Here is a 13649-nt window from a genome sequence, read left to right as displayed (position 1 = left end):
CCTTTAAGTTACTTAAACGGTAACCCCATGTAAACATGATCTTTAGTATGACCTAGAAATACAAATTTCTCCTACTTGGCAGCTTGAAAATCGACTTTGACCTGGTAACAACCTGGTTGATCAGTCACCTCATATTGCCAACCGTGTCTATGGATGATTTTTTCGCTTAATTGTAAACCCAGCCCATAACCCAGAGAATTAGTCGATTTTCCTAGATTCGGTATGTTTTCCGTGTTCTCGTCTTGTGCAGCGGTATTGATAATAATGACGCTACTTCCTTTTTGAATTACATCAACAGTACCTTGCTGCGTGTGCTGGTAAGCGTTTCGAATTAGATTGCTCAACACTATGTGACAGGCCGTCTGGGCGGTATCAAACGCAAATTTATCCACTTGAACGTTTACATCTACTTCCTTGCTATTTAACAGATATACCAACTCAGATGACAACTGCTGCACTTTTTCGTCGAGTTGCACCCGCTCCATTGGCACGGGTTGTTCATCATTGTGGCTCAACCATAACAGGGTATCGGTTAAGTCACTCATGGTCAGGCCTGCACGCTCGATACGTGCCAAGGTTATCTGTTGTTTCTCCGTCATTTGGGTCTGGCCACATAGTCGCCGCAATAAATCAACGTTACTGCGAATAACAGAAATGGGCGTGCGCAATTCATGACTGGCGTAACTTAAAAAAGTCTTCTCCCTGGCTAAACTTTCATTGACTGAATTAAGGCTACTTTGGATGATAATGGCGAGGGTGTTAAGTTCGTTATAAGTAAAATCGGGCGGGGGAAGCTGCACGTTTTCATGGTTTAGTGCTTTTGCCCAATCTCTAAGTGACTCCACGGGTTTAGCCACTTTGCGCATCAGAATTATGAGCAAGCATGCAAACATAGTAATGACTAAGACTGCTGTGATAATGATCCAGTAAAACCTTGACAGTAATGGCTTAGCTTTATGCTGAGGTTTAAATTTATCCAACATAATTTTAGAAATGTAGCGCGGTTCGCCAGCTTGATTGCGGATCATAGCGATAAAATACAGATTATTGGGTAAGGAAAAGAACGATTTTTGGTCTTTCGATTTTAATAGTTCGTTTTCCTCTATGGGGGGGGAATCAAAACGCTGCTGAATTATAGCGGGAGTATCCTGCCAACGACTCGCAATCTGAAAGTCTGCGAAATTCGCAGGTTGGCCATCCTCTACATCTGTGGTCATAACCAATTCGCGCATAACGCCATTTAATCCGCGGTCCAACCCATCGATAAAATAATTGACGGTAAGCATCGATAGACCGATTGTCATGACGGACCCGAGTAACACCATAGTGATAAAAAAATACAGTTTTAAGCTGGGGCGGATCTTCATCGCGTTTTTCATTATGCTTTCTTTTTTATTGCAAAGCCGACACTGGCAACAGTATCTAACGTAATCGATGCTTCATAAGCATCGAGCTGTTTACGCAAGTGGTAAATGTGGACTTTTAGGCTATTGCTGTCTGGCTGATCGTCACCCCAAACGCTCTGAATAATCTTTTGCCGAGTAACGGTTTGCGGGCTGGCGCGCATGAGGACCTCGAGAATTTTAAGCGCAGTGGGGGAGAGTTTGAGAGGGTGTTGCTTGAATGAAGCAATACGCTGGGTTAAATCAAAATTAAGGTCGCCCACCGATAAGCGCTTTACTTCACCGCTACGCCTACGCCCAAGCACTTGAATGCGAGCTACCAGCTCCTGCATAGCAAAAGGTTTAACCAAATAATCATCGCTACCAGCTTGAAACCCTTCTAATTTATTATCCAGCGTATCCCTAGCGGTTAGCATGAGTACGGGAGTATCAATACCTAATTCGCGCATGCGTTTACACAAGGTAATACCATCCATCTTGGGCATATTGATATCCAAGATGATGACTTGATATGATTGGCGTTCAATCAAATGTAAACCCATGAGCCCATTGCTGGCATGGTCACATTGCATAGACTCAAGTTCAAGGTAGTCGACAACTGTGCTGGCTAAATCGATGTCATCTTCAACCAGTAATACATTAATCATGTTGGTGGCTCTTTTGTGACACATTAAACAAAGTTTTACGAATGTTAGCACAGCCAATCCTCGGGATTATTCGAGGGGATCCTTTAACAAACGACCTCAATTGACTGGCTTACTCACAAAAACATATTGATGTGATGAGTAAAATACACCGATAGTTTAAGACGTTTAAGGTTAAGGCAGGGTTAACAGCTTATAGCTTGCAATCAAGTAGGTCATTAAGCAGCGTTTTAATTGGCTCGATAGGGAAGTTACTGTGGATCAATATGCTTTGCCCACTGTGCAATATAATTTGGATCGCCTCACGGGTAGAGCCAGACTTTACTAAGCGTATGCTGTGCATCTTATCGAAATACACTATCTCGTGAACGTCACCGTCTTTTAAACACAAATGTGTATCCTCAATTGTTAACGAAGGAAAGTCGGTTTGGCGCCACTGGTTTATCCAATAATGAAAGGTGAATAGTGCAATGACAAGTAGTCCAATTGGACCTAACACCACCAACGCACTGCGTGCAATGAGCCAAAGTTCTTGTGATGAAAACTGCGTTAACGTCCAGGCGATGTAAAAACCTGCTAATGACAGCAATGCCAAAGGAATATAAAGCCGTTTGAGTATCTGAAGTTTGTGTTTGTTTTGTTGGTATTCGAAATGTTGCATAGTGTTCCGGTAATCTGGGAAATAAAATAAGCCTGCCTCATTTACCGATCATGGTAAATTTCTAAGCAGCAGATTTTAAATACTTTTCATCTAGAAAGTGGGAAATTTTATCATCTTTCTCACTGCCATTGTGTAAAGATATGGTTTTTCATACCATTATCAAAATTAAAGCTGGTGTTACAGGGTTAAAAGTCGATACCTTAAGCATCTATTCTGTCCTTTTTATCTGTCCGATATTTATGTATGAAGCTGTAAAAACAATGTTTGCGCCCGTAGACGACAATTTACTGATCGTAGGCGAATTTGACCTGATGTTGCTTATTGTATCAGTCGGTTTGGCGATTTTTGCGTCATTCATGGCAATGCTCGTCGCATCTCAAAGTGCTTACATGGAAAATGTTGTTAAAAGAAGGATCTTGTCCCTCGTAGCCAGTGTAGCCTTAGGCGGGGGAGTTTGGGCGATGCACTTCGTCGGTATGTTGGCGTTTTCTTTGTGCACACCTATTGCCTACAGTGCTGGCCTCACGGCTACCTCAACTCTACCAAGTATTTTAGCGTCTTGGGTTGCGCTGACGACCATCACCCGTAAAACAGTTTCTGTGAATCGTTTGCTGGTAAGCGGCATTCTGATGGGGGCAGGTATCGGTACTATGCACTATGTAGGCATGAGTGCGATGGAAATGGCGCCAAAACTGCGTTACGACCTGGGTACGTTCGCGCTCTCTATAGTTTTTGCCGTGGTATTTTCAATGCTCTCGCTATGGATCCGCTTCGGGCTGACCTTCATGGATACTATGCGTTACGGTAAAGTTTATCGTAACGTCATTTCCGCAATCGTTATGGGGTTAGCTATCTCAGGCATGCATTATATAGGCATGGCAGCCGCACGATTTGTTCGCCCCCCAGGTTTCGAATTTTCAAGTCAAAGCGCGTACATTTCTCAATATTTAGGCTTCACTGTGGCGCTTATTACCATTGGGATTATCGTGCTCGTACTGGCCTCAAACATGGTGCTTAAATATAAAGAGTTGACTGAGAAAGCACGAATAAATGAAGCACGGTTGCGTGCAACCATAAACACGTCAGTGGATGGGGTGTTAGGGTTTGACAGTAACGGCATTGTAGACAGCGCCAATGACGCATTCTGCCAGTTAGTCGGTTGTCGTTCTGACGACATCATTGGACAAGATGTGCGCGTGTTAATAAGAAAGGAGAATATCAACGAATTTAATCAGTACCTTATCGATCGTACTCAGGACAATGGCCATGCTTTAGGTCGAGGAAGAGACGCTCTTATTAAGCACTTCGATGGCAGTTTGATCCCGATACGTTTAGCAATAGGTCATGTTCGGTTAAATAAAGAAAGTCATTTCGTGGCATTTATGTCCGACTTGCGGTATCGCATCGAAATGGAGCGAGCACTGCGCGAACGCGAAGCACAATTTCGCTCTTTGATCAGCAATATTCCAGGTATTGCTTATCGCTGCAAGAATATGGAAAACTGGCCCATGGTGTTTATCAGTGACGCGGTTGAATCAATAACAGGTTATCCAGCGGAAGATTACATCTCGCCTGATCCCAAGCGCCATTTTTATGAACATGTTCACCCAGACGATATTGCGGATATTACGCAAAAAGTACTTCCCCATGGGGAATTTCAACTGGAATACCGTATATACAATGCAAAGGGCGATATTCGTTGGTTGCTTGGTTATGGTACACATGTTGATGACGAGGAGTCAGGGCAACGATGGCTAGATGGCTTTATCATGGATATCACCGAACGTAAGGAAATGGAACAATCATTACTCTTAGCCAAGGACAAAGCTGAACAAGCTGCTTCTGCGAGGGCTGCTTTTCTAGCCAATATGAGCCACGAGATCCGTACCCCGATGAATGCGATCATCGGTTTCAGTGACATCTTGTTAGATGATGCAATTGAGCCTGACCAGAAAAAGCACCTTACTACAATAAATAAATCTGCAAAGTCCTTGCTGCACCTCTTGAACGACATTTTAGACAGCGCCAAACTAGACAAAGGGAAATTTGATTTAGAGATGCGCGACTTCTCATTAATAGAAGAAGTTGACTCAGTTGTTTCAACGCTTTGGCTTGGTGCAAGCAACAAAAATTTGTATCTGAATGTCAATATTGATCCAGCCGTGGAGAATCAATTTCACGGCGCTCCGGACAGGATCCGGCAGGTTCTGACTAATATTGTTGGCAACGCAATCAAGTTTACCTTAGAGGGCGGAATTGATATCAACATAGGCGTAAAACCGAGCGGCTGTATTGACTTCTCGGTAAGTGATACTGGTATAGGGATGACGCCAGAGCAGCTAGCCTTGGTATTTGATGCCTTTGGACAAGCCGATGCCAGTATGAGTAGGCGTTTTGGAGGCACTGGCCTTGGAACGACGATCAGCAAACAACTTGTTGAACTCATGGGCGGTAAAATATCGGCAACCAGTGAGTTTGGTAAAGGAAGCTGTTTCTCGTTTTCTTTGCCTCTCGCGCCGCCTAAATCTGATGAGTCAATGGACGTGATTTATCAGCGCTGTACTTTACCCCCTTTAACTATGTTAATTGTTGATGATATTCAACAAAATATCGACCTGCTGTCACTGTTAATGAAGCGTCAAGGACATACGGTTGTGACGGCTCGCGATGGTAAACAGGCACTGCTTAGGATGCGTAGCGAAAAGGTTGACCTTGTATTGATGGATATTCAGATGCCCATCATGGATGGCCTCACATCTGCAAAAGAGCGGCGTAAACAAGAGCAGACTGAAAGTTTGCCCTATTTGCCGATCATTGCCCTTACCGCCAGCGTATTAGCCGAGGACAAACAAGCTGCTTTAGACGCAGGGATGGATGGATTTGCCAATAAGCCCGTTGATATAGAGCTTTTAAATGTAGAAATTGCCCAAGCTTTGGGAGTCGATTTAAGCTGTGAAATTGAAGACCCTACTGAGGTCAATTCTAATGATTCACATGTAATAAATGAACGCCAGGGGATCAGTTTGTGGGGCGATAAAAGCGTTTGGCTCAAAGAAGTTAGCGCGTTCATGGAAAACAACCAAAGTAATATTGTTGCACTAGGGCGCATGCAAGTGGCTCCTAATTGGCAGGAGATACAAACCAAGCTGCATACTTTTAAAGGGCTGACTGGCAATCTAGCGCTAACCCAGCTGAGCGATTTAATCAGTGATGCAGAGCGCTGCGCAATGATAAAAAACACACAAGATCTTGGTAGTGTGTTTAAGGATATCGATAGCGCCTTCGATGCAATAAATAGCTACTTGGCCACCCAGCAAGTTGGAGCGGATACAGACTCTCAGCTAGACAACCATGAAACACTCAGTAAAAAAGAGCTTGTCGATATTATTGAAACGCTTATAACTTCAGCGCAAAACAATGAATACGACGAAGAGACAGCCCAAGCACTGGTTGACGGTGCAAATAAGACTATATTGGATAGATGCAAAAGCATACAAAACGCATTAGATGATTTTGAATTTGAACAAGCTGTTCATCAATTACAACAGCTTAGTATGTCGAGTCTGTCGTAACAAACGTCCAAAGAATTAAGAGAATGAATTTACACCATGTTAAGTGAGCATAATACCAAGCAAAAAGTACTTATCGTCGATGATGAGCCGGCTAACCTAAGAGTACTAAAGAGGATCCTTGGCGATCTATACCGATTATCGTTTGCCAAAAGTGGTGAAGAAGCGCTGCGCTTGGTAGAGCGGGATTTACCCGATTTAATTCTATTAGACGTCATGATGCCCGGTATGACAGGATTCGAAGTGTGTAAAAGTCTCAAAGATAGCCGACAGACAAGAGCGATTCCGGTCATGTTCGTTACTGCGCTAAATGACGAAGTTGATGAAGCCAAAGGATTCGATGTCGGTGCAGTTGATTACATCACTAAGCCGGTTTCACCAGCGGTTGTTAAGGCGCGAGTGCGTACGCATTTATCTTTAGTACAAGCTGATGAGTTAAGGCGAACCCGTTTACAAGTGATCCAACGTTTGGGTAGGGCGTCAGAATACAAAGATAATGAAACAGGCACCCACATTTTGCGCATGAGTCATTATTCTAAAATTATGGCGTTGGCCTATGGTTTGACCGAAACCGCTGCCGACAATTTACTGCACGCAGCGCCCATGCATGACATAGGTAAAATCGGTATTCCGGATAGCATCATGCTCAAGCCGGGAAAATTAACCGATGAAGAGTTCACTATTATGAAAACGCACCCGGAAATCGGTGCTGAAATACTGGGTGATTCAGACTCAGATCTGATTGCGCTAGCGAAAACGGTATCACTAACACATCATGAGAAATGGGATGGCACAGGCTATCCGAATGGGTTAAAGGGAGAAAATATTCCTCTGGAGGGCCGTATCGTCGCCATAGCTGATGTGTTCGATGCACTCACAAGTAAACGACCTTACAAAGATGCTTGGCCCGTACAAGAGGCAGTGGATTTCATTCATGCACAAAGTGGTAAGCATTTTGATCCCGCTCTTGTTGCCTTATTTAAAGGTTGCTTGCCTGAAATTTTAGAAATTAAGCACCGCTGGCAAGACGAATAAACCACTGAGTCAGTAAATGACCGGTTAAATGTTCTAGTAATATTTGTACTGACTTTTAATATGATTAAATTTTTGTTTTTAATGACTTAACGAAACGTCACTTCATTTTCAATTTAGACATCTTTCCTATTGATAACCTTTAAAATAACATAGACTTTAGTATAGTTTTTGAGTCGCTTGTCGATACCCACTATAAATGCAGATAGAAACAAAGAAATGAGTGTGAGTGTATGAATTCCTATCAATCCCTAGGCACTGATTATCACTAGACGCTATAGCAAGGAGCTAACATGAGTAAAGTGCGGAACGATAGTATTGAGCGTGAAGTATCTGTAGCAATCGGGGAAGAATTAGTATCAACGACTGACACTAACGGCATCATTCAATATGTGAATGACCACTTTTGTCACGTTTCAGGATTTTCTCGCGAAGAGTTGATTGGTCAACACCACAACATAGTTAGACATCCCGACATGCCCAAAGCGGCATTTGCTGACATGTGGGGGAAACTCAAGGCAAAACAAGCATGGAGAGGAGCGGTAAAAAACCGGTGCAAAGGAGGTGGGTATTATTGGGTCGATGCGTTCGTTACGCCTGTTTTTGAAGAAGGTGAACTCAAGGGATACCAGTCCGTAAGAACCCACCTTATCGGGCCTTACAAAAAGAAAGCGCAACAACTGTATGCCAAATTGAATAAAGGGGGCAATGCATTTGGTTGGTTCGATGATAAATGGAGCGCCAAAGACATGCTCTATAGTATTTTAGCAACAGTGTTCATTGCATTAACTTTTGTGTCTCCTTTTTTTGCTCTGTTCCTTTTTCCTCTACCCTATGTCATTTTTAAGGGGGAGTTGCTTTATGTGCGGCGCCACGCAAGATCTCTACGAGCTCAATATGACAGTGTCTCCCGTGCCATTTTCGCATCAGATGGGATCGCAGGGGTTAGTATTTTTGCATTGAAAATGCAAGAAGGGAAAGTGAGCACCATTCTCGGACGAGTGGTTGATAGCACTTCATCCTTAGATGCGGGTGTAAAGTTTTTACAGCAAGCCGTAATGAGAACGAAGAAAAGCGTAGAAGATGAAGCATATGAATTAACTCAAGTCGCCACTGCGGTTGAGGAAATGGTGGCATCCATCAATGAAGTGACTCGTAATATTAGCCACACATCAGAAAAAGTGACCAGTGTTCACCAAGATTGCCGCCAAGCAACAGATGCTATGTCTAACACCATGAACAAAGTTGGCGATTTAGCCACTGATGTGGCTAAATCTGCTGGCTCTGCGGCATCGTTAGCAGAAGAAGCTGATCGCATTAATGATGTTATGCAAGAGATTCAAGGGATTGCCGACCAAACTAATTTGCTTGCCTTAAATGCCGCCATAGAAGCAGCTAGAGCAGGGGAGCACGGAAGAGGGTTTTCAGTTGTAGCAGATGAGGTGCGTGCTTTGTCTAGCAGAACGCATAATGCGACGACTCAAATTCAGACATCGGTCTCAGAAATACAAAGCACTTTATTAACGTGGTCACAGACGTTAGATGAAGGGAAGAACGCGGCACAGTCTTGCGTTGAAGAAACAAGACAAACTCAAGATTTGGTGAACAAAGTATATGACGATGTGAGTGATATCGCACAATCAGCTAGTCAAATGAGCATAGCCGCTGACGAGCAAAGTTCAACCGCAGCCAGTATCAGTTCGAACATTACTAATATCAGTGATGCCTCTAAACATAATCTTGAACAAGTGGAAAGGGTAGAGCAGGAGGCACAATCCATATCAATGCGTTCTAAAGCACTCGCCGCAATGGGCCTAACATTCGGTTAATTGTCCGTGTAATCATTCCTATGAGCATTGAACGCTGTTCGATAGGAATGATTTAATCACAGTTGGACCAGCGTACCGGATATTAAGCAAAAATTTGAGTAAGTGGCACGAATGAACTTATTTTAATTATTCTGAATTGGGCAGGTTAGCTTTCACTAAATGTAATTGCCCCAACAACGCTGCCATTTAAAGCAGAGAATTAATTGTTAATCATATTTTTACGTTGTAATGGCAGCTTTACGTTTGGCATTTGCGTCTTGTCTATCAATTTTGCGATGTTCTGTCTGCTCATTGGTCGGGCGAAAGCGAAACCTTGAAAACTTTTACACCCCATTTCTAATAGGCAGTCTACTTCTCGTAGGTCTTCAACGCCTTCAGCTAATACATCAATCTTAAACACCTTACACATGGCCACAATAGCTTCGACAACTTGTGCATTTTTAGCGTCACTTTGAATATTAGTAATAAACTGGCGGTCTATTTTTACTCTTTGTACTGGGAAGTTGGTTAGTTTAGATAAGCCAGAGTAGCCCACACCAAAGTCATCTAAGGTGATACAGAATCCAAAGCTTGCTAAATATTGCACTGTGGCAATGGCGTCGGGGATATTTCGGGTTTTGGCCGACTCAGTCAATTCAAGCTCGATGAAGTGAGGTTTGATGTTCTGTTCAACCACACAATTAATTAGGTACTTTTTAAAATCAGGCTGATCTAGGTCGGGGCCCGAAATATTAATCGCAACAGGCACAATATCCAGCCCTTCGTCTTCCCATTGCCTTATCTGCATGCATACGTGGTTGACTAACCAACGGGTGAGTCGCAACACTAAACCAGACTGCTCAGCGATAGGAATAAATACCCCTGGGGATACGCCACCAATGATGGGGGAATTCCACCTCAGCAGCGCTTCCATACCAATGATGGTGCCATCGCCGCGCACTTTAGGCTGGTAATCCACGTATAATTCGTCGTTCGATAGCGCTTCATTAAGTAAAATACTGATTTCCTGATGTTCAATGAAGCGCTGTTGGCTGCCAGTTTCATAATAGTTTATCACCGCGTCATTATCTGTCACCGCATGCAGCGCGTTATTGATTAACTGGCTTACATCTTCGTCTATTTGATGAGTAGCTACCCCAGCCTTACAATCAACGTGTATGGAGATATCATCAAACACTATACTTCTAGGGAGTGTTGAAACCACTTGCTGCATTGCACTTTTGATGATTGCATCATCCAGAATGGAAATCGCAAAACCTAAACTGTGTTTATCAAGTACTGCAATACAACTACGATCACCTATTTGCTCACTTAATATCGTTGATAGTCTTTTAAGCACTTTTGGCAAATATAAGAAACCGTATTTTTGTTCAATAAAGTGAGCATTGTTTATTCTAATCGCACATAACGAAATGACAGTATTGAATTGCGCCGCATTGGCTGAAAGTTTATTTTCTAACCATTGTCGGTTCGGCAAGCCAATGTTCTCGTCATATAGCTTCTGGCGTTGTCTTGCTTGGGTTTGCACCGCCAAAGTCTTGTGAAGTAATGCTTTAGCACTTACATCTTGAATCGTTATCAAGGTGTGTAACTCATCGTTTATCGACTGAGCACTCAATTCGAGTACTTTCATTTTTGCGCCTAAAGTACGATTAACAACTAGTTTGTCATTTTGTTCTGATAATTCCGGAAAAATGCTGTCGACTCGTTCTCCTATAAACTGTTTAGGCAAATTGTTGCGCAAAAGAGAGATAGCAGCGTCGTTGGCTTCAATAATATTTCTTTTGTTATCAACGATGATTTTCGCGGTCTGAGCATCGACAAAAAGAGCGTGATATAACTGGTTTTGGCTAGTGAGTATTTGATTACGCTCAATGTTAAATTGGTTACCTCGCTTTGCTGCGATACTCGCTCGAGCGATGGCCAACGGAATACAAATATTGGTAAAAACGAACAAGATGACATGCAAGTAATAATTAGCATGTTTTAGTACTGGAAAAGGGGTGAAATAATCTGCTAATGAAATCTGGTTTATTAAAATATACAGTGGTAAAAAGTTTAGAAAAATACAAAACAATCCCGCCTTCCAGCCTAATAAAATAAAAGCAACAAATGGCGTAGAGTACATGACGACAGGGCCGAGCATAGATAAGGTTTGATTGTTCTGGGTGGCGTTGAAACTGATTGCTGCCAACACTATTAAGCCAATCAAACCACAAGAACTCAAGTAATAGTGACGGCGGGAGATGAAAAGCATAGCGGTCAATGCAATATAAAAGGTGAGGGACATGGGGATAACATAGGCTATTTTTTCTGTCACACTTTGCCAGGCGCTTTGAATTACAAACACAGAACACAAGAGTAAAATCGAAACGAGCATGATGCGGAGCGAGCTTATGCGCCAAGCTTCGACTCTGGCTAAGGGGGAGTAGTCATCTTGTAGATAGAAATAATCTTTAAGTTGTAACTTAAGGCGAGCGATGAAAGACATATAAATCCTGACCAACTATACGTAGTACTTGGTTACAACACTGAATTTTCGACTATGTTACTGATTATCATTCACATTTTATAGAGGTGATGGTAAATAAAACGCTCGATTAAAAAAGTAATTTGTAACAAAATGAAAATTTTGTAATGAGTTGTAATCGCGTCTAGTACAACATATAAGCACACGAGTAATTGTTGTATCTCTACAGAAATTAAGTACGTAACTTCATGGGCTATATTTAATAGGTGCGACTGGCGCAACAAAGCATTCAAAAAATGTATACGAACCGTCTGAATTTATGTATTGCTTTAAAAAATGTTCGGTTTGTATGATAAGTGACCATTTAAACAAATCGTTGTTGATTGTACTTGCAATAGCCAATTAAGATATATAAAGTGCGCCACATCGGACGCGGGATGGAGCAGTCTGGTAGCTCGTCGGGCTCATAACCCGAAGGTCGTAGGTTCAAATCCTGCTCCCGCAACCAACCGATACCTCTAGATTTATTCTCAAAAAAGCTCAAAAAACAAAACCAAATTTGCCTCGGGCTCGATCTTCGTCTCCGCGAAAGGTCGTAGGTTCAAATCCTGCTCCCGCAACCAACCGATACCTCTAGATTTATTCTCAAAAAAGCTCAAAAAGCAAAACCAAATTCGCCTCTGGGCTCGCTCTTCGTATCCGCGAAAGGTCTTAGGTTCAAATCCTGCTCCCGCAACCAACCGATACCGCCAGATTTATTCTCAAAAAAGTTAAAAAAAAGCATATTTGCCCTCGGGCTCGCTCTTCGCATCCGCGAAAGGTTGTATAATCACATCCTGCTCTCACAACCAACCGATACTTCAGAATTAATTCTTACTATTTCAAAAAGTAAAAAGCCAAAATTAAATCGCCCTCGGACTCGTTCTTGGTATCCACGAAAGCCCAATATTTCAAATCCTGCTTACACAGACAACAAAACCTATGCGTTAAATTGTGTAGACCCCTAGAGTTGTTAGAACGTAATTCACATTCCAAACTAATCGATATAAAGGCATATCGTTAAACACATCAAATACCTTATCTGCGATCCTCACTGAAATATGGGTATAAACAGTATAAGAGTTGATTGAAAGGTGTTTTAAATTGATGTGGGTGATGGTGTGAGAGCTCTTTGGTAATGATTAACTCGTAATAGCAGCAGGCGTGGTCTTTATCAACGGAGTTATTTTCTGCTAAACGCTTAAAATAAGCACGAACTGCGGGATAAACCAGCAGTCAGTATCAATAAGTAAAACTTCTCTTGTATTGCGCTGAACGTCTCTATATATTGCACCACATCGGACGCGGGATGGAGCAGTCTGGTAGCTCGTCGGGCTCATAACCCGAAGGTCGTAGGTTCAAATCCTGCTCCCGCAACCAACCGATACTTCAGTTTTATTTCTTATATTTCCAAAATCAAAAGCTAATTCGCCTCTGGGCTCGCTCTTCGTATCCGCGAAAGGTCGTAGGTTCAAATCCTGCTCCCGCAACCAACCGATACTTCAGTTTTATTTCTTATATTTCCAAAATCAAAAGCTAATTCGCCCTCGGACTCGCTCTTCGCATCCGCGAAAGGTCGTAGGTTCAAATCCTGCTCCCGGAACCAACCGATACTTCAGAATTAATTCTTACTACATCAAAAAGTAAAAAGCCAAAACTAAATCGCTCTCGGACTCGCTCTTCATATCCGCGAAAGGTCGTAAGTTCAAATCCTGCTCCCGCAACCAACCGATACTTCAGAGTTAATTCTTACTATTTCAAAAAGTAAAAAGTAAAAAGTAAAAGCCAAAACAAATTCGCCTCGGGATCGGTCTTTGTCCTCGTGAAAGGTCATAGGAACTGCAAGCTTGAGATGAACTAAACGCTAACGGTTCACACCTAGCGTGCTTTGACACATTAAAGCAGTAGTTATTTGCACAGATAAGCGCACTTGTTAGAACGCGAATTTTTATCCGCACTGTCTATAACCCTATCCGTTAATCACCAAGCTTTGTTAATACAC

Annotated in this window: 7 protein-coding genes and 2 tRNA genes; 5 read left to right on the top strand and 4 right to left on the bottom strand. The window is 42.5% G+C overall.

What is annotated here, in order from left to right; all coding sequences use genetic code 11:
* Positions 1 to 71: 71 nt before the first annotated feature.
* The 3 genes from PATL_RS11495 to PATL_RS11485 all read right to left on the bottom strand — a co-directional run bounded on the left by PATL_RS11495 (position 72) and on the right by PATL_RS11485 (position 2708).
* On the bottom strand, positions 72 to 1379 hold the full coding sequence (locus tag PATL_RS11495) for a sensor histidine kinase (protein ID WP_041713731.1): 1308 nt from the start codon (positions 1377 to 1379) through the stop codon (positions 72 to 74).
* A complete protein-coding gene (locus PATL_RS11490) occupies positions 1379 to 2050 on the bottom strand; it encodes a response regulator transcription factor (protein WP_041713729.1) in 672 nt (223 codons plus the stop codon). The genes PATL_RS11495 and PATL_RS11490 overlap by 1 nt, the downstream gene beginning before the upstream one ends.
* Positions 2051 to 2240: 190 nt before the next feature.
* Positions 2241 to 2708, bottom strand: coding sequence for a hypothetical protein (locus PATL_RS11485; protein WP_011575050.1), 468 nt, complete (start codon positions 2706 to 2708; stop codon positions 2241 to 2243).
* Positions 2709 to 2947: 239 nt separating this feature from the next.
* Here PATL_RS11485 and PATL_RS11480 point away from each other — a divergent pair, with 239 nt between their 5' ends.
* The 3 genes from PATL_RS11480 (at position 2948) to PATL_RS11470 (ending at position 9138) form a co-directional block, all read left to right on the top strand.
* Positions 2948 to 6280, top strand: coding sequence for an MHYT domain-containing protein (locus PATL_RS11480; protein ID WP_041714417.1), 3333 nt, complete (start codon positions 2948 to 2950; stop codon positions 6278 to 6280).
* A gap of 36 nt (positions 6281 to 6316) precedes the next feature.
* Entirely contained in the window at positions 6317 to 7312 is a 996-nt protein-coding gene (locus PATL_RS11475) for a response regulator (protein ID WP_011575048.1), read from the top strand.
* A gap of 290 nt (positions 7313 to 7602) precedes the next feature.
* Entirely contained in the window at positions 7603 to 9138 is a 1536-nt protein-coding gene (locus tag PATL_RS11470; RefSeq protein ID WP_011575047.1) for a methyl-accepting chemotaxis protein, read from the top strand.
* A gap of 199 nt (positions 9139 to 9337) precedes the next feature.
* Here the strand turns inward: PATL_RS11470 and PATL_RS11465 are convergent, their stop codons facing one another.
* Positions 9338 to 11629: a sensor domain-containing protein gene (locus PATL_RS11465; RefSeq protein ID WP_011575046.1), complete on the bottom strand. Its 2292-nt coding sequence runs from the start codon at positions 11627 to 11629 to the stop codon at positions 9338 to 9340.
* A 410-nt stretch (positions 11630 to 12039) separates the two neighbouring features.
* On the opposite strand from PATL_RS11465, the gene PATL_RS11460 reads away from it, so the two are divergent.
* Positions 12040 to 12116: transfer RNA gene (locus PATL_RS11460), tRNA-Met, on the top strand.
* Positions 12117 to 12950: 834 nt separating this feature from the next.
* A tRNA-Met gene (locus PATL_RS11450) sits at positions 12951 to 13027 on the top strand.
* The last annotated feature ends 622 nt before the right edge of the window (positions 13028 to 13649 follow it).

The organism is Paraglaciecola sp. T6c (genome assembly GCF_000014225.1).
Taxonomy (GTDB): domain Bacteria; phylum Pseudomonadota; class Gammaproteobacteria; order Enterobacterales; family Alteromonadaceae; genus Paraglaciecola; species Paraglaciecola atlantica_A.
Note: the sequence above shows the minus strand (reverse complement) of the source record. Positions and strands in the feature narration are given on the sequence as shown.